We start from the raw sequence: 25680 nt of genomic DNA, 5'->3' as shown, positions 1-25680 counted from the left end.
ATCGGCCCCGTCTAGTTTCCCGGATTCCCCATGAACCGCATTTTGCGTTACCAGATTGGCATGGCCTTCGCGCCGCTGCTGCTCATCCTTCCCGTCCACGCCACCCAGGCTCCGAGCGGTGCGACCGCCGTGCTGGCCGTGCTCGAGACGTCCGACCTGCATTCGAACGTGGTCGGCTACGATTACTACAAGCTGGCGCCGGACGCCTCCATCGGCTTCGATCGCACCGCCACGCTGATCCGGCAGGCGCGCAAGGAATTCGCCAACACGCTGTTGCTCGACAATGGCGACACGATCCAGGGCACGGCTTTCGCCGACTACCAGGCGCTGGTCAAGCCGCCGGCCTGCGACCAGGTGCTGGGCATCTATAAAATCATGAACGCGCTCGGCTACGAGGGCGGTACCGTGGGTAACCATGAGTTCAACTATGGCCTGCCATTCCTGAACCAGGTCACGGGCAGCAGCTTCCAGGTCAAGGACGTCGCGCCGCAGGCCAAGCCCTGCGCCGGCCCGAACTTCCCGATCGTGCTGGCCAACATCCACAGCCTGCAGACCGACCAGCCGCTGTTCGCGCCCTACAAGATCATCGACAAGAAGATCGTCGCGACCGGCAAGGACGGCAAGCAGGTCGAGAGCACCGTCAAGGTGGGCATCATCGGCTTCACGCCGCCCGAGATCATGGCCTGGGACAAGCGCTGGCTCGAGGGCCGCGTCAAGCCGGTCGACGTCAAGGCCAGCGCCGAGCGCTACATCCCCGAGATGCGCAACAAGGGCGCGGAACTGGTGGTGGTGCTGGGCCATTCGGGCCTCGACGACGCGGCCTATTCGCCGAAGATGGAACACACCAACTGGCACCTGGCCAAGGTGCCGGGCGTCGACGTGGTGCTGATGGGCCACTCGCACCAGCTGTTCCCGAACAAGGACAGCAGCGTGCCCCAGTTCAACCTGCCAGGCGTGGACAAGGCGCGCGGCCTGGTGCACGGTGTGCCCGCCGTGATGCCGAGCCAGTGGGGCAAGCATCTGGGCGTGGTCCAGCTGCACCTGAAGTCGGACGGCAAGCACTGGACGGTCGAGAAGGACAAGACCGTGGTCGAGGCGCGTTCGACCCAGACCGCGCCGAAGACCTTCGTCGCGCCGGACCCTGAAGTGACGGCGCTGGTGCGCGCCGAGCACGAGGCGACCATCGCCTACGTCAAGACGCCGGTCGGCAGGTCGGCGTTTCGCATGACGACCTATTTCGCCGACGTCGGCGATCCATCGGCGCTGGAAGTGGTCAACCGCGCCCAGGCCGAGTATGTCCGCAAGTACGTCCAGGCCAACCTGCCGCAGTACGCGAAGCTGCCGGTGCTGTCGGTGACGGCGCCATTCAAGGCGGGCTTTCCGACCGTGGCCGATTACACCGACGTGCCGGCCGGCGACCTGGCCCTGAACAACGCGGCCGACCTGTACCTGTTCCCGAACTCGCTGTATGCGGTGAAGGTCGACGGCGCGGGCCTGAAAGCGTGGCTGGAAACGGCGGCGGGGCGTTTCAATACCATCGATCCTGCGCAGCGAGAGGCGCAGGAGCTGGTCAACAGCCGCTTCCCGAGCTTCAATTTCGACACCATCACCTCGCCCGACGTGAGCTACGAGATCGACGTGACGCGCGCGCCGGGTGAGCGCATCCGCAAACTGTCTTACCAGGGCAATCCGGTCGAGGCCAATCAGGAATTCCTGGTGGCGACCAATAACTACCGCGCCAGCGGCGGCGGCGATTTCCCGGGCCTGGATGGCAGCAATGTGGTGCTGGCTTCGCCCGACAATAACCGCGACATCCTGATCGACTACATCCGTAATGCCAGGGAACTGAGCCGCAAGGCGCAGGGCGCGGCGCGCAGCTGGCGCTTTGCCCAGGTGAAGACCGCCGGGCCGGTGGTGTTCCATTCGGCGCCGGAGCTGGTCGCGCTGGCGCGGGAGGCGGGAATCGACAACGTCAGCCAGTTGAAGGCCGACGATGGCAGCGGCAAGGGCACGGCCTTGTACGCGGTGGACCTGTCGAAGTAAGCGAAGCAACAACGTGAAGCAAAAACGCCGGCGACTGCCGGCGTTTTTTTTAATGCAGCTGCTTTTTCTCGGGCTGCACCAGCACGAACGGGCTCACCACCGACGCCCACAAGACCTCGTCGGCCTCCGACCAGCCCTGCGCCTGCGCATCGCTGACCTTGGCCACACTGCCTTCGTTCATCCAGCGCGTCACGCTGTCGCGGTCGTCGTGGGCGATGCGCAGGGCGACGTTGATCAGGTCCAGCGCTTCGCTGACCCAGATCACCGAGCCGCTGGCGAAGTGGCGCTGCAACTCGCTCCACTTGATGCGGCCGGTCTCGCGGTTGATCTTGTCGTGCAGTTCGGTGTCGTTCTCGGGTTTGGTTTTCATCGTGAATCTGTTCAAAGAATCTCGACCGCAGGATGCGGCGAACCCGCCCATGTTAACCGATAGGTCTGCGCCTTGCGCACATTGCCGACCAGCGCCGGCCGGAAGCAGGCCAGGCAGGTGCCGCCCGGGTGCCGCACGCTGGGGTAGATGACGCCCATCGATCCGCCGTCGAGGAGTTCGTTGGCCAGCGCCTGCGAAGCGACGTAGCTGCCCGGGTCGAGACAGTCCTCGTAGGCGGCGATGCCGCGCACGTCATGGAAGCTGGCGCTGAAATCGGCCAGCAGGCACTGGTAGGTGACGCTGTCGTCGAAGCGGTCGATCTCGGCGTATTCCACCGTCTTGTGGAAGATCACCTCGGCCAGCGACGTCTCGGCATCGAAGCCGCAATACCAGGCGCCACGGTCGCCGTCATTGAAGCGGCTGCCCTCGGGCCGCGCATAGGTAAAGGCGGCATTGATGATGCGGAAGTTCGGCACGCCGAACACCAGCTCGTCCATGCCGATGCCCGGCAACAGCCCGGACTCGCCGCGCAGGCGGTCGTTGGTGGCGTTATCGAGGTCGAACAGGTCGCGCAGCACGTCGTCGCCGTCGGCCAGCGGCGCCAGCACCGACTCTTCCATGTCGGCGAAGCGCGAGGGGATCAGGCGGCAGGTATCGTTCTGGCGGAGCAGGGTCAGGCGCGGCCGTAGATTGCCCATCGTTTACAGGCCGCCGCGGCGGGCGTCGAGCAGGCGGCGCACGCTCTGCATCGCGAGCAGGCCGCCGCCGAGCATGAAGGCGAGCGGCGTGCGGCCGGCGAAGATGGGGTTGGTGTTGGGCAGCTGGACCCATTCGTCGGCCAGCTTGTCGCTGTACAGGATGTGCAGGCTTTTATAGATGCCGAGCAGGTAAGAAATGCGGGTGATGCGGTCGACTTCGAGCACCCGGTCGGGGTTCTTCTTCCAGTCGTAGAACGCCGAGGACGACAGGCCGCCGAGCAGTTCGCGCGCATCGTCGTCGCGCAGGTTCCAGGCCGTCGCCAGCCGGAAGAAACCCTTCAGCGCCGACTGCGACAAGCGCTCGCGCTCGGCCCGCGAGTGGAGGTCGACCAGGGTTGCCGGCTCGAAGCGGCTCTTGGGGTAGGCGTAGGCTAGGCTCATGATTCCTCCGATCGTGGAGTGTTTATACTCCGTTTCAGGATAGCGTGCAAGGAGCGGTTGTCAAGCGGGCCGCCCCGTGACAGAATCGCTCAATTGCCAAATAGCAAAGTTTCGACCTCGCGGAATGCGCCTCAGCTCGCTATCATTGATCGTCGTCTGCCTGGTGGCCGCCATCGCCGCCGGCCGTGCGCGTGTTTCGCACGACGATTTGCGCAACCAGGTGATGGCGCACGAGCGCGCCTTCGCTGCCACCATGGCGGGGCGCGACTTCGAGGGCTTCGGCCGTTACCTGTCGCGCGAGGCGGTGTTCATGACGGGCAGCGACGCCAAGCGCGGCAAGGACGCGGTGCTGAAAGCCTGGCGCCGCTACTACGACGGCCAGCAGCCGCCGTTCTCGTGGGAACCCGAGCAGGTGGAAGTGGTCGAGTCGGGCACGCTGGCCTACAGCAGCGGTCCGATCCGCGATGCGGCCGGCCGCCGCATCGGCAGCTTCAACACGGTGTGGCGGCTGGAAGCGCCGGGGAGATGGGCGGTCGTGTTCGACCGCGGGTGCGACTGCAGGAAGTAGTCGTGAGGATAAGTTGGGGCGACGCGTGCGCCGCCCCGTTGACGCTTTAGTCTGCGCCCAGGCCCGTGGCGATGGCCGCATCGGCGCCGGCGCCGGCGCTGAGCATCCAGCCGGTCATCAGGAGATAGAACATCAGCAGCGTGAACAGCACCGACACGCGGCGCGCGTTGATGCCTTCGAACAGCGGTTTCTTGCCATAGGCGACGCCGACGAAATAGGCGCCGAACACGGTGGCCATGTAATGCACCGCGCCGAAGGTCTCGCCCAGCTCGCCCTTGCGTGGATGGTCGACCAGCAGGTGCGACAGGATCACCAGGATCAGGTACGGCACCGACGCGGCCAGCGGCGGCAGGTACAGGCCGAAGCGCTCGACGAAGGCGCGGATCGCCGGACGCTTGAGCGCCAGCAGCGGCAGGAACAGGTTGTGGATCAGGCCGGTGATGACGATGACCTTCAGCAGCACGGCCTTGTGCAGGCTTTCCTTGCCAAAGCCCAGGTTGTGCAGATTGGTCTCGGCCTGGCGGTTATTTTGCAGGAACCATTCCGGCGACTGGATCTGCAGGATGCGCTGGAACCAGCTGATTTCTTCCAGCGCGGCCAGGGCGACCAGGCCGGTCAGGCCGGCCAGCACCAGCACGCCGAGATTGAAGCCCTCGGTCTTCCAGCGGTCGATCGCGACATAGCCGAGCAGGCCGGAGGTCAGCGAAAATGCCAGGAACTGCATCCATTCGACGATGCCGTCTTCCACCAGCAGGCGCGACAGCTCATGCGGGTTGTTGGCCCAGATCAGGGCCAGCAGCAGGCAGAACGCGTTGATGATGCTGGCCGAGATGATCACCGGATGCTTGTACCATTTGTTATGTACCACTAAATTACTCCTTCAAAGACGAAAAATGTTCGGCCGCCAGCGGCCGCAGTCCTGGCGCCGGGACCGGATCGGGCTCGGGTTCCGCCAGGCGGTCGGAAGCGCGGCGTCCGGTGCGGCGCAGCGCGGCGGCCAGCAGGACGGCCACGGCCCAGGCCCACAGCAGCGGGTCGATCAGGGCATCCCACAGGTTGCCGGTCGGCAGGCGCAGCAGGGCGAAGAGGGCGAGCGCGCCGAGCAGGCTCGCCGCCGGCCCGCGCGCATGGCCACGCATGATGGCCACGACACAGACGATGGCGGCGGCGATGCCGAGCAGCGGCGCGGCGGCCTGGCCGAAGCCGGCATAATAAAAACCGCGCGCCAGGAAGCCGACGGCGTCGAGATACAGCAGGGCGCCGCTGACGACCAGCACGCCGGCCAGCGCCTGCGGCATCACCTGGCTGCGGCGGATGCCATGCCAGCGCTCGGCCAGGCGCAGCAGGCAGCAGCCGACCAGCAAGCCGCTCGGATACTGGAAGGCCAGGCCCAGCCACCAGGCCGGCGACAGTTCGCCCGGCAGGGCCATCGCCGCCAGCGCGAGCGCCAGCACCGCGGCCAGCGCCACGCGCGACATCGGCGCCGAGCGGCGCCACAGCGCGCACGCCAGGGTGGCGAGGACGATCGCCCAGCCGAGGCGGCCGTACAGCATTTGCAGCGAGAGATCCGGCAGGTTCATCAAATCAGTCCTCCGGCGTTGATGCGATAGCGGTGGTGGGCGATCGCCTGGCGCTGCCAGGTGTAGGTCACATGCAGTTCGTCGCCGACCTGCTGCAGGGTCGGATACGAGAATTCGTCGCCGGCCTTGCCCTTGGCGATGTCGGCCACCGTGCGCCAGGTGCGCATATCGTCGGAAATCGACAGGCGCAACCTGCTCCGCGCCGAGGCGTCGTCGGCGGCGTGGTTGTGCAGCATCAGGAACTGGCCGCTGGACAGGCGAATGGCCGCCATCGAGGTATTGTGGTTGGGCAGGTCGAGCGCCGGCAGGTCTTGCCAGCTGGCGCCGCCGTCGAGGCTGGCCGCGTGCTGCATGCGGCGCGCGTCGCTGTCGTCGCGCAGCAGGGCGCGCACCTCGGTCTTCGACACCGCCACGATCGCCGGTTGCAGGGTCGAGGTGCTTTGGCCGATGCGCGCCAGCGAGGTCGGGTTGCCCTGGGCGTCGAACGCCATCAGCATCGGATACTTGTTGCCGATCTCAAAATAGACGGGCAGCCACCAGCCGCCATCGCTGAGCGCCAGCGGCGAGGTGCGCACCAGCGCGCTGGTGTTGAACAGCGGCGAGGTCGGCAGCACGCGGCGCACGCGGAAGCTGGCGCCCTGGTCGTTCGACACGATGTGGGCGATGCGCGACGCCGCCCAGCCGCCCAGGCCGGTGGCGACGACGTACAGGTGGATCTTGCCGTCGCGGTCGGTCCAGGCGACCGGATTGCCGATGCGGCGCACCCCGAAACCGAGCGCGGCGCCGAGCGACTCGCGGCTGGCGACCATCCACGGCGCGCTCCAGGCGCCATTGGCCCAGGTCGAGGCATACACCTTGACGTCGGGACCGCTCTCGCGGCTGCCGGCCCACCAGAAGGCCAGCATGCGGTTGCCCGGCAGCGGCGTCATCGAGCTGGCGTGGGCCGACGGCATGCCCTGCGGCGCGGGAATATGGGTGCTCGACAGTTCGGTGAGCGTGACCGGGCCGCCGCGCATGGCGCCGGCCAGGCTCGGCTGGCCGGCGGCGTGGGCGCTGCGGCTCCAGCGCAGGCCCTCGGCGCCGATCATGAGCAGCACGAGCAGCACACAGCCGAGCAAGACGAGATTGCGGGGGCGCGGCTGAGGGATCTGGGGATTCTCCATTCGCTTCCAGTAGAGGGAACCCAGCTTTGCGTCCTGCACCGCGGGTTCGAGCATTGAACGTCCCGGGAGGCGAGGATGTCGCTGCGGGGTTGCTAGCGCTAAATGGCCAGCCAGCAAAAGGCGCTATCGTACCGGAAAGCCACGGAAAACACATCAGTCAGAGGCGATATCGGTCCGAAATCGATGCCTGGACAGGCGTCATGACACGCTGGATACCGCCAGGTAAGGGCAGATCATGGCAAGCTTGCCAAGTTATCGGCAATTTCTCGATAACAAGGCCACAACTCCGCCTGCAACTGCCCCTATACTTGCGTTTTCGACAGCCCGGACTCTGCTGCATGCGTACTTTACCCGTACACCTCATCCTGATCCTTGTCTTGCTTGGGGCTGGGTGTGCGAACCAACATCCTTATTTCGACTCCAGCAAGCCGCACCACCGGCCCGAAGGTTTCGCCAACAACTACCCGAACAACCCCGCCTACCAGCGCCCGACACTCGGCTTCTTCGAGGGCTGGGCGGCGCGCATCAGGAACTGGACCGAGGACGCATCCGTGCGCGCCCCGAGCGCGCCGATTCCGACGGTGGCGCCCGACCTGGCCTTCATCCACGCCAACCGCGGCACCCCGGCGCTGACCTGGATCGGCCATGCGACCTTCCTGTTCCAGACCGGGACGGGCGTGAACCTGCTGTTCGATCCGGTGTTCGACGAACGCGCCTCGCCGCTGTCCTTCGCCGGGCCGAAGCGTCACCAGCCGCCGGGCGTGGCGCTCGCCGACCTGCCGCGCATCGACGTGGTCCTGATCAGCCACTCGCACTACGACCACCTGTCGCGCGACTCGCTGCGCCGGCTGTACCGCCAGGCCGGCGGCCCGCCGCTGCTAGTGGCGCCGCTGGGCGTGGACCTGTGGCTGGAAAAGAACGTCACCGGCGGCGACCGCTCTCGCATCGTCAAGCTGGACTGGTGGGACAAGACCGTCTACCAGGGGCTCGAACTGCACCTGCTGCCGGTGCATCACTGGTCGGCGCGCTCGCTGTGGGACCGCAACGAGACCCTGTGGGGCGGCTTCGCGGTGACGCGCCCGGGGCATTCTTTCTTCTTCTCGGGCGACCTGGGGTACTCGAAAGACATCCAGGACATCGCGGCGCGCTTCGACGGCTTCGACCTGGCGGCGATCGGCATCGGCGCCTACCAGCCGGTCTGGTACCGCAATTCGCACGTGAGCCCGGACGAAGCGGTGCGCATCCACCGCGAGCTGCGCGTCAAACGCAGCGTCGGCATGCACTGGGGGACGTATCCGATGGGGCAGGAGAGGCTGGACCAGGCCGCGATCGACCTGGCCACCGCGCGCAAGGCGCAGGGCGTGGCCGATGACGAATTCTTCGTCATGAAGATCGGCGAGACCTACCGCGCGTCGGGCCCGCGCTGACACTCACGGTTGCGGCGCGCGCAGGGTCAGCTTGAGGATCTCGCCCGGTTGCCACAGCCGCATGCGCGGCCCCCAGCCGCCGGCCCCGCGGCTGATCACCAGCTGCATGTCGCCTTCGCGGTGCAGTCCGACCAGGTGCGGGAATTCGCGCTTGACCAGATAGCTGAACGGCCAGATCTGGCCGCCGTGGGTATGGCCGGACAGCATCAGGCTCACGCCTTCGCGCGCCGCGCGTTCGACCAGGCCGGGCGCCGGGATGTGCGCCAGCAGGATGGTGGCGCCCTGCGCGCGGCTCGGAATCGTGCGCTCCAGTCCGGCGTAAATATCACCGCCGCCGCGCATGGCGCGCCCGATGTCGTCCAGCCCCGCCAGGTGCAGGCCGGGCGCGATCTCGACCCGCTCGTCGCGCAGCCATTGCACGCCGCCGGCGGAGAATTCCTCGATCGTGCCGCCGGCGTCGCCGTAGTATTCGTGGTTGCCCGTCACCGCCCACACGCCCAGCGGCGCGCGCAGGCGTTTGAGCACCGGCGCCAACTGGTCGTCGTTGATCGGCTCGTCCTCGACCTGGTCGCCCAGCATCACGACCGCGGCCGGTTCCAGGGCATTGATCTGGTCGACCCGCTTGCCGAGCCAGGCGGCGCGGCGCTGGGCGCCGAGGTGGGTGTCGCTGATCGCGACCAGGGTCGTGCCGTCGAGCGCTTGCGGCAGTCCGGCCAGCGTCAATTCGTGCTCGACGATGCCGGGCGCGCGCACCGCCTGGAAGATGGCGAAGGCGCTGACCGACACGCCGGCGATGGCGCCGGCCGCCAGGATCCCTGGCGCCCACTGGCGCAGCCATAGCCCGAAGCCGGTCGCCAGGTCGGCCAGCAGCAGGTATTGCGTCATCACGAACAGGATGCCGAGCCAGGTCATGGCGAACTGACCCGGCCACCAGCGCCAGTCGAGGGCGGCGTCGCCCAGGCGCACGCCGAGCAGGTAGACGGCCCAGACCACCACGGCGCCGAGCCACCACCAGCGCGCCTTGACGCGCGTGCGTATCGGCGCCAGCGCATACAGGCGATGCGCCACGTAGAAATGCATCAGTGTGCCGATGCCGTTGAGGATGAGTGAAAACATGCGTACTTACACCGGTTCGGGCCGGCGAGCGTAGTCCAGAACCGGGCAATCATAGCGGGAATGCAATCTGCATGTCGCCAGGAATTATCCTTAGGTCAGTGTCGGGTTTATACTGCGTTGTTCCCGTTCATGAACCATCGCCCCAGTGACAGAACTGCTTAACGCGGTCGCGCGCAACCTGATCCTTCCTCCCGCCAGCCTGCTCCTCCTGATCGCGATCGGCCTGCTGCTGCGCCACCGCTGGCGCCGTGCCGGCGGCATCGTCGCCGGCGCGGCGCTGGCGTTGCTGGTCTTCTTGTCGAGCGGCGCCGGCGCGGGCTTCCTGGTCCGGCCGCTGGAAGCGATGGCGACCCCGCTGCGCGAGCCGGAAAAGGCCGGGGCGCAGGCGATCGTGGTGCTGGCGGCCGGCCGCCTGCGGGCGGCGCCGGAATACGGCGACCGCGACATCCCCGACCATATCGCGCTGGCGCGCCTGCGCTACGCGGCGCACCTGCACCGGCGCACCGGGCTGCCGATCCTGGTCAGCGGCGGCGCGCCAGGTCCAGGCGCCATGAGCCTCGCCGATGCGATGGCCGCCGCGTTGCGCGAGGACTTCGGGGTTCCGGTACGCTGGGTCGAGGGACGCTCGCGCAATACGGCCGAGAATGCGATGTTCAGCGCCGCGCTGCTGCGTCCCGAGAAGGTCGGACGCGTGCTGCTGGTGACCGATGCGATGCACATGGAGCGCGCCCGCACCGTATTCCAGCGCGGCGGGCTGCAGGTGACGGATGCGCCGACCATGTTCTTCGGCGAGCAGGCGCGCGGCGCGGGCGCCTGGGCGCCGAGTGCCGAAGGCATGCGGCGCGCGTGGTATGCCTCGTATGAGCTGATCGGGATTGCCTGGTACCGGCTGAAGTCGAGCTAGGCCGCTTCGGCATGCTCCACCAGCAACTGCACCTTGGTCACCCCATTGTATTCATTCGCATCGAGCCTGAACGCCACCCGCGCGCGCTCGGGCAGGCTGTCGGGATGCCCGAACCAGATCGCATCGTAACGGCGGCCGTTTTTCTCCAGCAGCAGTTTCAAATGGCGCTCCTTCAGGACGCGCTGGCTGATCACGCGGAACTCGTCGCAGAACACCGGCGGCGCGAAGCCCTGGCCCCAGACCTGGCCATCCATCAGTTCGATGAACTGGGTCGAGTAGAACTCATCTTCCAGCGGCCCGTCGGTCTCGACGATGCGCTCGAGCTGGGCCTCGGTCAGCCAGGCCTGGCCGACCGCCTCGAAGGCCTGGCAAAAATGCTCGAAGGCGTCGTGGCGGATCGACAGGCCGGCCGCCATTGAATGGCCGCCGAACTTGTCGATCAGGCCCGGCACGCGCTTGGACACCAGGTCGAGCGCATCGCGCAAGTGAAAGCCCGGGATCGAGCGGCCCGAGCCCTTGATCCAGCCGTCGCCGGCCGGGGCGAAGGTGATCGTCGGCCGATAGAATTTTTCCTTCAGGCGCGAGGCCACGATGCCGATCACGCCCTGGTGCCAGCCTTCGTCGAACACGGCGATGGTGCTGGCGCTGGTGGGCTCGAAGGTATCCAGGTGCAGCAGGGCGGTGTCCTGCATCTCGGCCTCGATCTCGCGCCGCTTGAGGTTGATCTCGTTGAGCTGCTGGGCGATGGCCCAGGCGCGGCCCTCGTCGTCGGTGGTCAGGCACTCGATGCCGAGCGCCATGTCTTCCAGCCGGCCGGCGGCGTTCAGGCGCGGGCCGACGGCAAAGCCCAGGTCGAACGGCGAGGCGCAGCGCGCTTCGCGGCCGGCCACGCGGAACAGGGCGGCCACGCCCGGATGCATGCGGCCGGCGCGCATGCGCTTGAGGCCTTGCGCGACCAGGATGCGGTTGTTGGCATCGAGCTTGACCACGTCGGCCACGGTGCCCAGCGCAACCAGGTCGAGCAGGCTGTCGAGTTTGGGCTGGGTCTGGGCGTCGAACACGCCGCGCCGGCGCAGCTCGGCGCGCAGGGCCAGCAGCACGTAGAACACCACGCCGACGCCGGCCAGGTTCTTGCTGGGGAAGCCGCATTCGGGCTGGTTCGGATTGACGATCACGCGCGCCGGGGGCAGCGTGTCGCCCGGCAGGTGGTGGTCGGTGACCACGACTTCGATGCCGAGCCGGTTGGCCTCGAGCACGCCCTCGATGCTGGCGATGCCGTTGTCGACCGTGACGATGATGTCGGGATTCTTTTCGCGCGCGGTGATCTCGACGATGCCGGGCGTGAGGCCATAGCCGTGCACGACGCGGTTGGGCACGAAGTAGTCGACCTCGGCGCCCATCGCGCGCAGGCCGCGCAGGGCGACCGCGCAGGCGGTGGCGCCGTCGCAATCGTAGTCGGCGACGATGGTCATGCGCTTGCCGGCCTGGATGGCGTCGGCCAGGAACACGGCGGCGGCGTCGATGTGCTTCAGGCCCGAGGGTGGGGACAGCGCCGCCAGCTCGCTCGAGAGTTCGCGCACGTGCTCCAGGCCGCGCGCGGCATAGATGCGCGCCAGCACCGGGTGGACGCCATCCTGGCGCAGCAGTTCCGAGATGCGGAACGGGCAGGGGCGGGTGGAGATACGGGTCTTCTGGGTCAAGTCAGTGAATCCAATGTCGGGCGGCGCCAGAATTTGCGCTGCGCCATCGCGGTCGTCGTGTGCTCGGCCAGGCCTTCGCGGCTGCTCAGGACCAGGCGCAGTTCGCGCACGCGGCCATCCTTGAGGGAAGCCAGCAGCGGCGCGAACAGTGTGTCTTCGAGGTGCTGCATGCCCTGCAGCCAGCCGTTCCAGTCGGCGGCCAGCGCCGCCTCGCCCAGGTTGCCGGCGACCAGCAGGCCATCCTGCGCCAGGATGCCGTCCAGGCGTTCGAGCGACGTCAGGCGCTGCTGGCCGAGGGCGGCCAGCCAACCGGGGACGGCATAGGTGGCCATCGTTGTCGAAGGCGGCTGCGCCTGCATGCTTGCACCCCACACCCAGAACGCGTTCACCACCGGCAGCCGGCGCGCCTCGCGCGCGGCGTTGACGGGGTGCGCGTGCCAGGCCATCTGCACCTCGTTCTGCAGGCGCCGGTAGGCTTGCGCCCCGACGCCCTTCGGCATGAAGTCGGTCAGGTCCATATTGGCGACCGTGTCCGGGCTGGCGGTCTCGAAACCGGTCCAGTCGTCGGCGCGCAGGAACCAGGTGTGGGCCTCGCCGTAGCGCAGTTCGTGGCCGATCTCTTCGCACAGGCCCCGGGCGGCCTCGAACAGCGCGCGGCCGTCCGCGTCGTCCAGGCTCACCTGGCGCGTGTCGGCCATCATCAGGTGGCTGCGCGCGATCTGGATGTGGGCCGGCGTGACGAGATGCCAGCGGCCGGCGCCGGGTTCGAGCCCGAAGCCGCGCATGGCGGCCACGGCGAACGGGGTATGGCCATCGTCGGCAAGGCCGAGCTCGCGCGCCAGCCAGGTTTCATGCGGCAGGGCGTGGGCAATGTCGGCCTTTGGGGCGCGCCGGTCGCTCGACGTGCGCGACAGCAGCGCGCTGAGTGCCGGCGCCTGCAGGGCGCGGACCAGGTCGGGAGCGAATTCGGGGAGCGGGAGGGAGAACGGCAGGACAAGCGTAATATGAGCCATCCCGCTATTTTAGGCCAAAATCGGCCGGCCGGCGGGTTTGATCTTGGCTTGCCGCACAGCGTTTGCACATGGTTTTTTGCTAATCCGCGCCACAAAAGTGGTTTGTCTGGCAAACTGCCGGGTTGGCGCAGCCAAAAGAACAAGAACCGACAGGATTGTATGAGCATCACCCATAAACTTCCGTATGAATGGCAGATCGGCCTGCGTTATACCCGCGCCGGCAAGCGCAGCGGCCGCAACAGTTTTATTTCGTTCATCTCGATGGCGTCGGTGGCCGGCATCGCCCTCGGCGTGGCCGCCCTGATCGTGGTGCTGTCGGTGATGAACGGCTTCCAGAAGGAAGTCACCAACCGCATGCTCTCGATGCTGGCGCACGTCGAGATCTTCGATGCGCGCGGCGCGCTGCCGGACTGGCGCGCGACAAGCGCTGATGCGCTGCGCCATCCCGAGGTGCGCGCCGCCGCGCCTTTCCTCGATGCGCAATCGATGCTGCTGGTCGATGGCGTCATGAAGCCGGCCCTGTTGCGCGGGGTCGAGCCGGCCGAGGAAGCCAAGGTATCCGACGTCGCCAAACAGATGAAGGAAGGCAGCTTCGATTCGCTGCGTCCCGGATCCTTCAACGTCGTGCTGGGCCGTGCGCTGGCCAAGTCGCTCGGCGTCGGCGTCGGCGACCGCGTGTCGCTGCTGGTGGCCAGCAGCGGCATCCTGGGTGGCGCCGCTTCGCCCGGCGAAAATCCCTTGCCGCGCTCGCGGGCGCTGACGGTGTCGGGCATTTTCGAGGCCGGCCACTTCGAATTCGATTCCACGCTGGCGCTGGTGAACATTGTCGACGCCGAGGCCGCGACCGGGGCCACGGCGCCGCTCGGCCTGCGCCTGCGCCTGGCCGACCTGCAGCAGGCGCCGCGCGTGGCCTACGAGCTGCAGCAGTCGATGGGGGGCGACCTGATCATGCGCGACTGGACCAAGGTAAACACCGTGTGGTTCGCCGCCGTGCAGTCGCAGAAAAACATGATGTTCATTATCCTGACCATGATCGTGGCGGTGGCCGCCTTCAACCTGGTCTCGACCCTGGTCATGACGGTCAAGGACAAGCAGGCCGACATCGCCATCCTGCGCACCCTGGGCGCCTCGCCGCGCGGCATCATGAAGATCTTCGTCGTGCAGGGCACGTTGGTGGGCATGCTGGGCGGCCTGCTCGGCGTCGGCCTGGGTGTGCTGGTGGCGCTGAACGTCGATGTCATCGTGCCGGCCATCGAGCGCGTGCTCGGCGTGCACTTCCTGTCGCAAGAGGTCTACCTGATCAGCGAGATGCCGTCCGAGCTGCTGTGGCGCGACGTCGGCTGGATCGGCGGCGTGGCCGTGCTGCTGTCCTTCCTGGCCACGATCTACCCGAGCTGGGCGGCGTCGCGCGTCAAGCCGGCCGAGGCGCTCAGGTATGAATAACACCGTAGCAGTCATCACCAATCCGATCATGGGAACACATGAGCATCATCCACAAACTGCCGTATGAGTGGCAGGTCGGCCTGCGCTACACGCGGGCCGGCAAGCGCAGCGGGCGCAGCAGCTTCATCTCCTTCATTTCACTGATCTCGGTGGCCGGCATCGCCCTCGGCGTCGCGGCCCTGATCATCGTGCTGTCGGTGATGAACGGCTTTCAGAAACAGGTCACCGACCGCATGCTGTCGGTGCTGGCCCATATCGAGGTATTCGACGCTTCCGGCAGTCTGCCCGACTGGCGCGCGTCCGCGCAGGAGGCGCTGCGCAATCCAAACGTGCTGGGCGCGGCGCCATTCGTCGAGACCCAGGGCCTCCTGGTGCGCGACGGCGTGATGCGTCCGTCGATCGTCCGCGGCGTGCTGCCGGGCGAAGAAGATAATGTCTCGACCGTGGCGCGCCAGGTGCGCGCCGGCAGCTTTGACGCCCTGAAGCCCGGCAGTTTCAACATCGTGCTGGGCTACGCGCTGGCGCGCGCGCTCGGCGTCGGCCTGGGCGACAAGGTCACGATGGTGCTGGCCCAGGGCCAGGTGACGCCGGCCGGCATGGTGCCGCGCACCCGCAGCTTCACCGTCGCCGGCATCTTCGAGGCCGGCCACTTCGATTTCGATGCGGCGCTGTCCTTCATCCACGTGGAAGATGCCCAGCGCCTGGAGCGCTTGCCGGCGCCGTCCGGCCTGCGCCTGCGCATCGCGAACATGCGCGAGGCGCCCGAAGTGGCCGAGCAGCTGAAGGGCCAGATGAGCGGCGCGAAGGAGGGTAACCTCACGGTGCGCGACTGGCCCAAGCTCAACGCCAACTGGTACGCTGCCGTACAGACCGAAAAAAAGATGATGTTCATTATCCTCACCCTGATCATCGCGGTGGCCGCCTTCAACCTGGTCTCGAGCCTGGTGATGACGGTGACCGAGAAGCAGGCCGATATCGCGATCCTGCGCACGCTGGGGTCGTCGCCGCAATCGATCATGAAGATCTTCATGGTGCAGGGCGGGGTGATCGGCGTGCTGGGGACGCTGGCCGGCGTCGGCATGGGGGTGGCGGTGAGCCTGAACATCGATGTCATCGTTCCGTTCATCGAACGTTTGCTGGGAGTGGAGTTCTTGTCCAAAGATATATATTTGATCAGTACCGTGCCGTCCGACCTGCATGGACCGGACGTCGCCGTCATCGGCGTCATCTCGGTGCTGCTGGCGTTTGCCGCCACCGTGTATCCGAGCTGGGCCGCATCGCGCGTGAAACCGGCGGAGGCGCTGCGTTATGAGTGATGCATTCAACGGCGCCCCGGTGCTGGCCTGCCGCGGCCTCGGTAAAACCTTCAAGCAGGGCGACGCCAATGTGCGCGTAATCGACGGCATCGATTTCGCCGTCCACCGCGGCGAGCGGGTCGCCATCGTCGGCGCCTCCGGTTCCGGTAAATCGACCCTGCTGCACCTGCTGGGCGGCCTGGATACGCCGAGCAGCGGCTCGGTGACCCTGCACGGCGAGGATTTCGCCAACCTGTCCGAGGCGCGCCGCGGCGAGCTGCGCAACACGGCGCTGGGCTTCGTCTACCAGTTCCATCACCTGCTGCCGGAGTTTACGGCGCTCGACAACGTCATGATGCCGCTCCTGATCCGGCGCGAGCCGCGCCCGGTCGCGATGGAGCGTGCGCAGGCGATCCTGGAACGCGTGGGCCTGGGCAAGCGCGTCGTGCACCGTCCGGGCGAACTGTCGGGCGGCGAGCGCCAGCGGGTGGCGCTGGCGCGCGCGCTGGTGACCCAGCCGGCATGCGTGCTGGCCGACGAACCGACCGGCAACCTCGATCACACCACGGCGCAGATCATTTTCGACCTGATGCTCGAACTGTCGCGCACCCTCGGCACCGCCTTCGTGATCGTCACCCACGACATGGAACTGGCGCGCCGCTGCGACCGCGTGCTGCGCATGACGGAACACGGCCTGCAGCCGGCGCAAGGCTGAACCATGTGGATCGATACCCACGTCCACCTGGATGCCCGGGAGTATGGCGGCGATGGGCTTGGCGTCGCACTGAAGGCGCGCGAGGCGGGTGTGTCGATGATCGTGATCGTGGCGGTCGAGCGGGGTAATTTCGACGCCGTGGCCAGCCTGGCGCACGGCAACCCGAACGCCTGCTATGCGCTCGGGATACACCCGATCTGCGTGCCGCAGGCGCAGGATGACGACCTGGCCTATATGCGCACGCGGGTCGAGCAGGCGATGAGCGACCCGCGCTTCGTGGGCATCGGCGAGATCGGGCTGGATTTCTTCATTCCCGAACTGAAGGAACCCGCCATGCGCGACAAGCAGGAGCGGTTCTTCCGCGAACAGTTGCGCATCGCGCGCGACTTCGGCCTGCCGGTCCTGACCCATGTGCGGCGCTCGCAAGACCAGGTGCTCAAGCACCTGCGCCAGATTCGCCCGCCAGGGGGGATCGCCCATGCATTCAACGGCAGTTTCCAGCAGGCGCAGAATTTCATTGAGCTGGGATTTCACCTGGGATTCGGCGGCAACATGACCTTCACGCGCGCGCTGCAGATCCGGCGCCTGGCGGCCGAGCTGCCCCTGGAATCGATCGTGCTGGAGACCGACTCGCCCGACATCGCGCCGAGCTGGATTCATCCGGGACGCAACAGTCCCGATCAACTCCCGGGCATCGGCGCCACCCTGGCCGAATTGCGCGGGATCGGGGTGGACGAGGTGCGCGAAGCCGCCTACCGCGCCTCGCTGGCGGCCATTCCCCGCCTGGCCGCGCTGTGTCCTTGACACGAAAGCCACGAGTATCGGTTTTCGACGTAGTTCACTCGTCAATTGTGAGCGCGAGCAAACCGTAATTGATACCGCCGTGCCAAGATTCTGTTTCGACGAGTTACGCTGACTTCAGCGATCACCGGACAGGAGACAGATTTGGACAGCGCGAGCGAATTCCTGCGCATGCTGCAGCACGAGAAATCGCTGACGACGGCGCACCGGCCGATCCGCCTGCGCCTGGGCCACGCCGACCACCTCGCCGATGAAGTCCTGCTGCCGCAGCGGGTGAGCGGCAGCGAATCGGTGTGCGGCAGCCTCGAATACGTCGTCACCTGCGTCGCCTCGACCCCGCGCCTGCCGCTCAAGGAACTGATCGCGCTGCCGGCCGAAATCCAGTTCGTCACCGACCGCGGCCAGTTGCGCGGTGCCTGCGGCATCGTGGCCGAAGCCCGCGCCGGCGACTACGACGGCGGCCTGGGCGTTTACCAGCTGGTGATCCGCGACGCGCTGGCGATCATGGAAAAGCGCGTCAACAGTCGCGTGTTCCGCTACCAGAACGAACTCGAGATCGTGCAGGTGCTGTTCGACGAATGGCGTCAATCGAACGGCGTGCTGGCCAGCGCCTTCGAATACGAACTCGATCCGCTGTTCGACATGCGTCAGTTTCCGCCGCGCGAACAGACGATGCAATACAACGAGTCCGACGCCGCCTTCGTGCGCCGCCTGCTGCGCCGGCGCGGCGTGGCCTGGACCTTCCGCCCCGGCCATGCGCGCACCCGGAACCTCGAGGTCGAGCGCGACACGTCGCCGGTGCACACGCTGGTGCTGTTCGCCGACTCCAACTCGCTGCCGCGCAACGGCGCCGGCACCGTGCGCTACCACCGCGGCGGCGCCAGCGAAGAACGCGACACCATCGTCTCCTGGAGCGCCGCGCGCCGCCTGCAGGCGGGCAGCACCACGCGCCACAGCTGGGACTACCGCAACCCGCTCGGCACCCAGTTCATGACCGCCACCGCGCGCAGCATGGCCGACCAGGGCCGCAGCGGCAACCAGCTTGCCGCCAGCCTCGACGACTACCAGGTCGAGATGCCGCATGCCGGCAACGACGTCGAAGACCACTGGCGCCTCGGCCAGGTGCGCATGAACCGGCACGAATTCGAGACCAAGTGCTTCCACGGCGAGGGCAGCGTGCGCGACCTGCGCGCCGGCGAATGGTTCACCCTGAGCGGCCATCCCGAGATCGACACCCACCCGGCGGCCGAGCGCGACTTCACCATCACCGCGCTGCACGTCGAGGCCGAGAACAACCTGCCGGCCGACGTCGCGGCGCGCGTGCGGCGCCTGATGGGCGCCTGGATGGACGACGCCGCCTTTCCAGACACGCCGCCATCGCTCGATGCGGTGCGGGTGCGGGTCAGCTTCGACGCGGTCCGGCGCGGCATCCCGCTGGTGCCCAGCTTCGACCCGCGGGTCGACCTGCCGCATCCGCAGCTGCAAAGCGCGATCGTCACCGGCCCGCCCGGCGAAGAGGTCCATTGCGATGCGCTGGGCCGGGTCAAGATCCGCTTTCCCGGCATGCGCACCAGCGACCATCGCCATGCGCACGGCGCCGGCGCGTCCGACACGCCTGCCGATTCGGCCTGGGTGCGGGTGGCTTCCAACTGGGCCGGCGCCGGGCCGGGCAGCCAGCAGCAGGCCGGCACGCTCGGCCTGCCGCGCGTGGGCACCGAGGTGCTGGTGGCCTTCATGGGCGGTGACCCGGATCGGCCGGTGATCCTGTCGCAGCTGTACAACCAGCGTGCGCAGCCGCCGGCGCTCAGCAGGGCAGGGGAGTTGCCGGGCAACCGGTATCTGTCGGGGATGCGCAGCCGCGAGATCGGTGGTGCGCGCGGCGGCCAGCTGCTGTTCGACGACACGCCGGGCCAGATCGCGGTGCAGCTGGCCAGCGAACATGCGGCTTCCGAGCTCAATCTCGGCTGGCTGTCCGAGCCGCGCGCGAACGGCCAGGCCGGCGCGCGCGGCGAAGGCGCGGAACTGCGCAGCGACAAGGCGGTCGCGCTGCGCGGCGGCGAAGGCATCCTGCTCAGCGCGGGCGGCAAGCAGACTGATGCCGGCGCCCAGCTGGAGCGCGCCAGCCTGGTCGGGATCGCGGAGGCGATGCACGGCGTGCTGGACACGCTCGGGCGGCTGGCGGGCGACCATGGCGAGAGTGAAGAAGCCAAGCCGCGCCTGGATGCGCTGGCCGAACGGTTGCGCCATTGGCATGACGGCTCGAATGTCGCGCCGGGTTCGGGAACGGGGGGCGAGCCGCTGGTGGCTGTGCATGCCCCGGCCGGCGTGGTGCTGGCCAGCGACGACAGCATCGCTCTCGGCGCCCAGACCAAGGTCGACATCGTCTCGACCGGCGACGCCGAAATGGCGACCGGCCGCAGCCTCTTCTTGCGCGCCTCGCGCGCGCTCAGCATGTTCGCCTATGAGCTGGGCATGAAGCTGATCGCCGCCCGTGGCGACATCGTGGTGGAGACCCACCGCGGCGACATCGAGATCAAGTCCTCTAACCGTATCCGCCTGATCGCCGCCACCGGCATCGAGCTCGAAGCGCCGTCGGTGAAAGTGGTATCGCAGGGCACCCAGACCGACTGGGACGGCGGCACCATCACGCACCAGAGCAGCGGCAAGCATGTGGTCAGGGCGGCCTCGGTAGAGCACCTGTCACCGGGCGGAGGTACGCCCGCCGGCTTGCGCCTGCCGGCGACCGAACTGGAGACGGACGAGCGGGTGGTCGTGATCGACCGCCAGACCAATCTGCCGGCCCGCGGCAAGCGCTACGTCGCGCGCCACGAAGACGGCACGCGCATCCAGGGCGTCACTGACGACGAGGGACGCACCAGCATCCTGAGCAGCTACGCGATGGGCGACATCGAAATCCGCGTGTTGCCCGACGACGAACCAGACGATCCCGGTGCGGGCCGGGCATGAAGGAGCCGACCCGTCCAATTCCCCAGCCAACTATCGATCGCGATGGAAGCCTGGTAGCGCATACGGTCGCGACGCCGACGGCCTTCAAGGTGAGGGCCCGGGTCACTATTGGGTCGCGCAAGGTGATTCCGGTGATTCTCGTGCCTGGAATCATGGGGTCCAATCTGCGGGCCAGGGCCGACATGAAACCCAGGGCGGATGACATCCTGAGGCCGGGTGAATCGGCCTGGCGCCCGCCAAGCGGCAATATCGACGGCTATCTCGAATCGTTGAAATGGTCTGTGCGCAGTCCTTCCGAACGGCAGCGGATCCTGGACGCAAGCACTCTCGAAGTAGACCCAGGCGGCGAGTTGGCATTCGCACCGAATGTGTTCGATCCAGGGGTTTTGCGTGAGCGTGGCTGGGGCGAAGTGCACGCCGGATCCTATGGTGCGCTCCTCATCGATCTGCAGCGCCATCTGGACAAGACCTTCCAGGTATCGCCTCGTGGTACGCGCGAGATACGTCACTTCTGGCGCAGGGTCATGCAGACCGAGGCGTCGTCGTGGGGTGTACGCCATATTGAGAAAGTGACAGAAGCTGAGCTCGAGAAATTTGCCGCCTACCAATACCCGGTGTACGCGTTCGGCTACAACTGGCTCAATTCATGTGAAGACTCGGCGCGCCGGCTGCGCACTCGCATCGACGCGATCAAGGCATTCTGGGCCGAACGCAAGCACCAGTGCGAAAAAGTGATCCTGATAACCCATTCGATGGGAGGCCTGGTCGCGCGTGCCTGCGCGCGGCTGAGCCCCCCCGGGGATGGGAGCGCGCCGGATATTGCCGGGATCATCCACGCGACGATGCCGGCACTGGGCGCGCCAGTCGCCTACCGGCGCATTGCATGCGGCACCGAAGGCGGGCGTTTCGCGAACGGCTTTGGCGATAATCGCAAGGCGTCCGCCATCGCTGACATCATCGGCGAAAGCAGTGCCGAAACGACGCCGGTCATGGCCGTTTCCCCCGGCGCCCTGCAACTGTTGCCGAACCATCTGTATCCCCGGCCCTGGATTGTCATCAAGTCGATGCGGTCGGTAAATCGCCGTGATGAGGTGCGCGATCTGCTATCGCTACCGGATGGTAATCCTTACGATTTCTATCGTGATATGAAATCCTGGTATCGCATGATCGATCCGACACTTGCCGATCCAGCCAAGCGCCATGACAACATGGACGAATCGGTTGTCGATCGCATTAGCAAGGCAATTGGTGCCGCCGAGCGATTACATACGACATAGCTGATGACTGGGGGCGCAGGCAGTTCGTCTTCGAAACCTTACTACCATCCGCATACCTATGTATTCTACGGTGCGGACAAGGAACTGAAAGCCTTTGGACAAATCCGATGGGTGGCCCGCGAACCGTCGATCAATCCTACCGCGTTATCCCCGTCGCTGATTCGCGCCGCGACACTTGTGTCGGCGACGCGCAACGGCGACCGCGAGGTACGTGTGGGGCGGGATCTACAACTGCGCTTCTTCGTCTGGCCGGAAGACGCCCATGGCGACGAGACCGTGCCGGTCCAATCCGGCGCTGGATCTTCTCCGCATGTACGGCAGACGTTCGCGCCGGCCGGATTCCGGCATCAGCAAAGCCTCGAGCCCGAGGCGATGCGCCTCCTGGTACGCCATCTTATCGTCAAGATCGTTCAGGAAATCAAATGAAGCGGCTCGGCGGCAGACGAGTGCGATGGGTGTGTGGGCTGACAGCGTTCGTGCTGGCGCTCACGTCGCTCATCGCCAGTTCGGTACAGGCGGACTACGACAAGCAGAAGGTGGCGAAAATGACCGAGAAAATGAAGACACGCTGCGTGGGCCGTTTCCTGATCGATTTGCCGGCAGATGCACAGGTCACCATGCGGTACGGCGCATTAGGGGGTTTTGATATCTCCACTTCCAACGCCGAATCCGAGGAGGAGTTTGCCGAGCGCTTGCGCAAGGAAGAACACGAGATAGCGGGCGCCGTCAACGAGGACGGTCAACCCAGCCTGGAGGCGAGCAAGGAGATCACGGTTGGCGCGGGGCGTGGAAAAACCTTCGTGTATAACCGGGAACGCACGAAAATACTGGGAGACGAAGGTTTTTTTTTCAGCGAGAATGTCCAATTTCTCAGCATGCTCCGATTTCCCGGGGTGAGCGTCACCGGCGAGATCGAGTGGGTCGCACCCCGGTATATCGATCGCTTGACCAGGATACTCAGCCGTATCCGGCCACTTGCTGACGAGGAAATACCGAGCGAGAGCGGCTTTTGCCTTGGACATGTCATTCTCCAGGACCCCTACGAACACGACAATGTCGAGACTGTCGTGATGTTCGCCGGAATCCCTGGTCATCCGGACGTCAACATCGCCCTGTCGTCGATGTCGGGAACCAGCCCGGCGCCTGGCCTGCTGGCACGCCACGAAAGAGCGGTATCCCGTTTCCCGATGTTCATGCGGCTCGCGTTTTCGCATCTACGTGAGCACGAGCGCACGATCAATGGACTGCTGGGCGAAGAGTTGGTGTTGCGCGCGCGCGAGCCGAATTTCACGACCGGCTATTCATTTCAATGGGAGATGGCCGGCAACCAGGACGATGTCCACGCGCCGCGCCTGAAGCTCGAACTGGAGTCGGGCGTCAACCCGGTTTCTGGCGGCAAGCCGGTACAGTCGACGCTGACCGAAGAGGCCATGTTCGAATTATGGGAAAGCATCGTCACCAGTATCCGGCCCAGACCGGCTGCCCCGGCGGCCAATACAAAGCCTGACCGTCCCGCGGTAGCGCTGGGAACGAGCGCCCTGGCAGGGGAGACCTGCCCCCAGACCGGATGGTGGCACTGTGGCGACGGAGGGAATGGCATTTCCGTTCTGGGCGGGCAGCGTCAGTTCCTGAAGCAGGGCCAGACCATGCCGCAGGCCCTGTTGCTCCCTGAGCAAACCATGTGGCAGCGCTTGCGGGGCGTGCAGCCCAGCTACGAGAGTGCGAACGCGACTTTATGGGCACTGGTGGACAAGCGCAACAGCGAGCGCAAGACGCAGCTGCCCGGGCTGGAGCAGGCACTGGGCGTTTCCGAGCGTGGCAATATGCCCGCAGGGGCGGCGCCTTTCAATCATGTCGACATGGCAATCGGGAGTGTGGCGAAGACTGGATGGCAGTGCCCGGCGAGCGGCTGGTGGCGCTGTGAAGACAGCCAGGCGCTGGACGGCACCCGCTGGTTCGCGGCTGGCGCCCTGCTGCCAGCTGCGACATTCCAGGCGCTGCCGCGCCGGAATGGCGTCGCCCACACCGAGTTGATCCGTCGACGCAGCGCCTGGCAACTCGTACGCGCGGCGGATTCTGCCTCGGCCAGCTAGATCGTTGCGGCCACCAGGTTTTCCCGTCCTGTCGACAGCGACGAGGATCGAGACACTCAGCCATGCGCTTGGCCATCCTCGCGTTTGCAGCCGGCGCCGCCTGGATGCAGCTGCAGGCGGCGCTGCCCTCGGCGCCGAACCTGCTCGTGTGCGCACTTGCCGCGGTGCTGGCGTGCCGATGGCGAGACCGCGCGCCGACGGTCATCTGCGCGGGCGCACTTCTTGGGTTTGCCTGGGCAGGTTTGACCGCCCACCTGGCCCTGCACAATGCCTTGCCACATAGGGACGAAGGCCGCGACATCACCGTCATCGGCGCCATCGCCAGCCTCCCGCACCGCTTCGACGGCGGCGTGCGCTTCCATTTCGACGTCGCCCACACCGAGACGCGCGGCGCCACCGTCCCGCCCAGGATCGTGCTGTCCTGGTACGGCGCCGCCGCCGCCGATCCCGCCCTCATCCACCCCGGGGAACGCTGGCGCCTGGTGGTGCGCCTGCAGCGCCCCCACGGCAACGCCAACCCCCACGGCTTCGACTACGAAGCCTGGCTGCTGGAGCAGGGCGTGCGCGCCACCGGCTACGTCCGTCCCGCAGGCAGCCGGAACGAACGTCTGGACGACTGGACACCTGGCGCCGGCTACGCGATCGAACGCGCGCGCGGTTACCTGCGCACGCGCATCCTGGCGATCCTCGACGGCGAGCCTTACGCGGGCGTCATCGTGGCCCTGGTCATCGGCGACCAGCGCGGCATCGACCAGGACGACTGGGACGTCTTCAACCGCACCGGCATCAGCCATCTGGTGTCGATATAGTGTCTATGAATACATAAATCTCACAGCTACGAAAGTGGTGTTAAAATTACCTTTTTAATTTAAAATTATATAATTATAAGTTGATTCTTGTTCTGTTATAACTATTTGTGATTTAATATGTAACTTTCAAAAAATAGAAGTTGTCGGAGTTTGGGATTCTAATGAAAATATTATGTATTAATTTTAAAGGCGGTGTCGGTAAGTCTACGACAGCGGTCCACATTACTGGGGTAATGTCTGGCATCGGTAACACTCTTTTGGTTGATGGTGATCGGCAGGTCAATAGCTACAGTTTCTTTTTGAGAGGTGATCTACCGCAGACTGACAAGGTTGTCGAAATAAGTAACTCTTTATCTGTAATAACATTAAACTCTTTGAGTCCGACTAGTCGACACGCTCTCAGTCAACGTATTTCAAAGATAGGTAAACTAAAATTTGAGCATTTAGTGTTTGACACAACGCCAGACGCTTTCAGTGCTGCACAGATTATCTCTGAGATTGAGCCAGACATAATATTGGTCCCTGTTAAATATGGTGATGAGGGAGGGCTAATTCAGCTAAGGCATGTATTCAATTCTATTCAGGCTCTGATCGCGACAGGTTTAAATCCGGTCGTGAAAATTGTACCTATCGGAATTGATGAAGGTAGCATTATTCCTTTTCTCCCTGCTGTCACTTTTTCCTTCTCGTTTACAGACCTAATACCAGCTGATCCATTGGTGTTTGGAATGGCGATGTTTCGCGATTTCGAGTACATTTGGACGTATGCGGGATATGAATATCTTTATGATGTTTACTATAATATGATATTTGGAAAGTAATATGATCAAAGACAATGCCGAAGGGCGTAGGCTGCCGCAGAATCCGGGTCAGCCAAACAAAGAGGGTCCTGTGTCTTCTGCTGAGGAAAGCGACTATTATGTTCGAACTGCTGTTCAGGCAGCGACACTCAAATATGCTGGACGCGGTAAAGGTAAAGAGATATTGCTGAGCGAAGGTCTTTACCGCGATTTTCTTAAATTGCAGGCCATCTTCGGTAAAGACTTTGGTTTGAACGAAGTAATCTGTGCTGCTTATTACTTTGTAAAAGAAAATCAGTTACCACTTCACGTTGATCACAGTGAGTCGGGGGCAAAAAAAATTACTTTCAAACCATCTGAAGAAGCGCTCTATGCGATAGCGAAAAGCAAAATTCCCGACGCTTTTGACAATCTGATTAGGATAGGATTGTTTGAGCTTTGTTGCAGACTTAAGTGA

The 25680-nt window shown here is 65.4% G+C and carries 24 protein-coding genes; 15 read left to right on the top strand and 9 right to left on the bottom strand.

Annotated elements, in window-relative coordinates:
* Window positions 1-60 precede the first annotated feature (60 nt).
* On the top strand, window positions 61-2043 hold the full coding sequence (locus ABIB42_RS05490) for a bifunctional 2',3'-cyclic-nucleotide 2'-phosphodiesterase/3'-nucleotidase (RefSeq protein ID WP_429248054.1): 1983 nt from the start codon (window positions 61-63) through the stop codon (window positions 2041-2043).
* A gap of 49 nt (window positions 2044-2092) precedes the next feature.
* Here ABIB42_RS05490 and ABIB42_RS05485 read toward each other — a convergent pair whose 3' ends face one another.
* From ABIB42_RS05485 to ABIB42_RS05475, 3 genes are read right to left on the bottom strand one after another with little or no spacing between them, the layout of a single operon-like run.
* Window positions 2093-2413: a DUF2288 domain-containing protein gene (locus tag ABIB42_RS05485; protein WP_429248029.1), complete on the bottom strand. Its 321-nt coding sequence runs from the start codon at window positions 2411-2413 to the stop codon at window positions 2093-2095.
* Between the two features lie 11 nt (window positions 2414-2424).
* A complete protein-coding gene (locus tag ABIB42_RS05480) occupies window positions 2425-3111 on the bottom strand; it encodes an RES domain-containing protein (RefSeq protein WP_273034059.1) in 687 nt (228 codons plus the stop codon).
* Between the two features lie 3 nt (window positions 3112-3114).
* Entirely contained in the window at window positions 3115-3552 is a 438-nt protein-coding gene (locus ABIB42_RS05475; RefSeq protein ID WP_429248028.1) for an antitoxin Xre-like helix-turn-helix domain-containing protein, read from the bottom strand.
* Window positions 3553-3676: 124 nt separating this feature from the next.
* Between ABIB42_RS05475 and ABIB42_RS05470 the strand changes: the two genes are divergently transcribed.
* A complete protein-coding gene (locus tag ABIB42_RS05470) occupies window positions 3677-4120 on the top strand; it encodes a YybH family protein (RefSeq protein WP_429248027.1) in 444 nt (147 codons plus the stop codon).
* 46 nt (window positions 4121-4166) lie between these two features.
* Here ABIB42_RS05470 and ABIB42_RS05465 read toward each other — a convergent pair whose 3' ends face one another.
* The 3 genes from ABIB42_RS05465 to ABIB42_RS05455 are packed head-to-tail and all read right to left on the bottom strand — an operon-like array spanning window position 4167 to window position 6863.
* A complete protein-coding gene (locus tag ABIB42_RS05465) occupies window positions 4167-4988 on the bottom strand; it encodes a hypothetical protein (protein ID WP_005670244.1) in 822 nt (273 codons plus the stop codon).
* Window positions 4989-4992: 4 nt separating this feature from the next.
* On the bottom strand, window positions 4993-5700 hold the full coding sequence (locus ABIB42_RS05460; protein ID WP_005670245.1) for a hypothetical protein: 708 nt from the start codon (window positions 5698-5700) through the stop codon (window positions 4993-4995).
* Entirely contained in the window at window positions 5700-6863 is a 1164-nt protein-coding gene (locus ABIB42_RS05455) for a sialidase family protein (RefSeq protein WP_040777752.1), read from the bottom strand. The genes ABIB42_RS05460 and ABIB42_RS05455 overlap by 1 nt, the downstream gene beginning before the upstream one ends.
* Before the next feature lie 338 nt (window positions 6864-7201).
* On the opposite strand from ABIB42_RS05455, the gene ABIB42_RS05450 reads away from it, so the two are divergent.
* On the top strand, window positions 7202-8290 hold the full coding sequence (locus ABIB42_RS05450; protein WP_429248026.1) for an MBL fold metallo-hydrolase: 1089 nt from the start codon (window positions 7202-7204) through the stop codon (window positions 8288-8290).
* A gap of 3 nt (window positions 8291-8293) precedes the next feature.
* Here ABIB42_RS05450 and ABIB42_RS05445 read toward each other — a convergent pair whose 3' ends face one another.
* Entirely contained in the window at window positions 8294-9406 is a 1113-nt protein-coding gene (locus ABIB42_RS05445; protein ID WP_005670253.1) for a metallophosphoesterase, read from the bottom strand.
* A gap of 145 nt (window positions 9407-9551) precedes the next feature.
* On the opposite strand from ABIB42_RS05445, the gene ABIB42_RS05440 reads away from it, so the two are divergent.
* A complete protein-coding gene (locus tag ABIB42_RS05440; RefSeq protein ID WP_005670255.1) occupies window positions 9552-10310 on the top strand; it encodes a YdcF family protein in 759 nt (252 codons plus the stop codon).
* Here ABIB42_RS05440 and recJ read toward each other — a convergent pair.
* Window positions 10307-12010, bottom strand: coding sequence for a single-stranded-DNA-specific exonuclease RecJ (recJ, locus tag ABIB42_RS05435; protein ID WP_005670258.1), 1704 nt, complete (start codon window positions 12008-12010; stop codon window positions 10307-10309). The genes ABIB42_RS05440 and recJ overlap by 4 nt on opposite strands.
* Entirely contained in the window at window positions 12007-13023 is a 1017-nt protein-coding gene (locus ABIB42_RS05430) for a hypothetical protein (RefSeq protein ID WP_429248025.1), read from the bottom strand. The genes recJ and ABIB42_RS05430 overlap by 4 nt, the downstream gene beginning before the upstream one ends.
* 159 nt (window positions 13024-13182) lie before the next feature.
* Here ABIB42_RS05430 and ABIB42_RS05425 point away from each other — a divergent pair, with 159 nt between their 5' ends.
* From ABIB42_RS05425 to ABIB42_RS05375, 11 genes are all read left to right on the top strand, one after another.
* The gene (locus tag ABIB42_RS05425; protein ID WP_429248024.1) at window positions 13183-14466 is read left to right on the top strand and encodes a lipoprotein-releasing ABC transporter permease subunit; all 1284 of its coding nucleotides are present in this window, start codon (window positions 13183-13185) and stop codon (window positions 14464-14466) included.
* A 38-nt stretch (window positions 14467-14504) separates the two neighbouring features.
* Window positions 14505-15782 (top strand): lipoprotein-releasing ABC transporter permease subunit, encoded by a 1278-nt coding sequence (locus ABIB42_RS05420; RefSeq protein WP_005670263.1) that lies wholly within the window; start codon window positions 14505-14507, stop codon window positions 15780-15782.
* The gene (gene lolD / locus ABIB42_RS05415) at window positions 15775-16476 is read left to right on the top strand and encodes a lipoprotein-releasing ABC transporter ATP-binding protein LolD (RefSeq protein ID WP_005670265.1); all 702 of its coding nucleotides are present in this window, start codon (window positions 15775-15777) and stop codon (window positions 16474-16476) included. Before ABIB42_RS05420 ends, lolD begins: the two co-directional genes overlap by 8 nt.
* Window positions 16477-16479: 3 nt before the next feature.
* Entirely contained in the window at window positions 16480-17280 is an 801-nt protein-coding gene (locus tag ABIB42_RS05410) for a TatD family hydrolase (RefSeq protein ID WP_005670267.1), read from the top strand.
* Window positions 17281-17421: 141 nt separating this feature from the next.
* The gene (locus tag ABIB42_RS05405) at window positions 17422-20244 is read left to right on the top strand and encodes a type VI secretion system Vgr family protein (protein ID WP_005670269.1); all 2823 of its coding nucleotides are present in this window, start codon (window positions 17422-17424) and stop codon (window positions 20242-20244) included.
* The gene (locus ABIB42_RS05400; RefSeq protein ID WP_429248023.1) at window positions 20241-21521 is read left to right on the top strand and encodes an esterase/lipase family protein; all 1281 of its coding nucleotides are present in this window, start codon (window positions 20241-20243) and stop codon (window positions 21519-21521) included. Before ABIB42_RS05405 ends, ABIB42_RS05400 begins: the two co-directional genes overlap by 4 nt.
* 3 nt (window positions 21522-21524) lie before the next feature.
* Window positions 21525-21947 carry a hypothetical protein gene (locus ABIB42_RS05395; RefSeq protein WP_429248022.1) on the top strand — a complete coding sequence of 141 codons (423 nt, stop codon included), beginning with the start codon at window positions 21525-21527 and terminating at the stop codon, window positions 21945-21947.
* Window positions 21944-23614 (top strand): T6SS immunity protein Tli4 family protein, encoded by a 1671-nt coding sequence (locus tag ABIB42_RS05390; RefSeq protein WP_005670272.1) that lies wholly within the window; start codon window positions 21944-21946, stop codon window positions 23612-23614. Before ABIB42_RS05395 ends, ABIB42_RS05390 begins: the two co-directional genes overlap by 4 nt.
* A 62-nt stretch (window positions 23615-23676) precedes the next feature.
* Window positions 23677-24423, top strand: a complete 747-nt coding sequence (locus ABIB42_RS05385) for a ComEC/Rec2 family competence protein (RefSeq protein ID WP_429248021.1) — start codon at window positions 23677-23679, stop codon at window positions 24421-24423.
* 161 nt (window positions 24424-24584) lie between these two features.
* Window positions 24585-25244, top strand: a complete 660-nt coding sequence (locus ABIB42_RS05380) for a ParA family protein (RefSeq protein ID WP_429248020.1) — start codon at window positions 24585-24587, stop codon at window positions 25242-25244.
* Between the two features lies 1 nt (window position 25245).
* On the top strand, window positions 25246-25680 hold the full coding sequence (locus tag ABIB42_RS05375; protein WP_429248019.1) for a hypothetical protein: 435 nt from the start codon (window positions 25246-25248) through the stop codon (window positions 25678-25680).

It is taken from the genome of Massilia sp. UYP32 (assembly GCF_050434365.1).
Classification (GTDB): domain Bacteria; phylum Pseudomonadota; class Gammaproteobacteria; order Burkholderiales; family Burkholderiaceae_D; genus Telluria; species Telluria timonae.
This window is presented reverse-complemented; position numbering and strand designations above follow the sequence as displayed.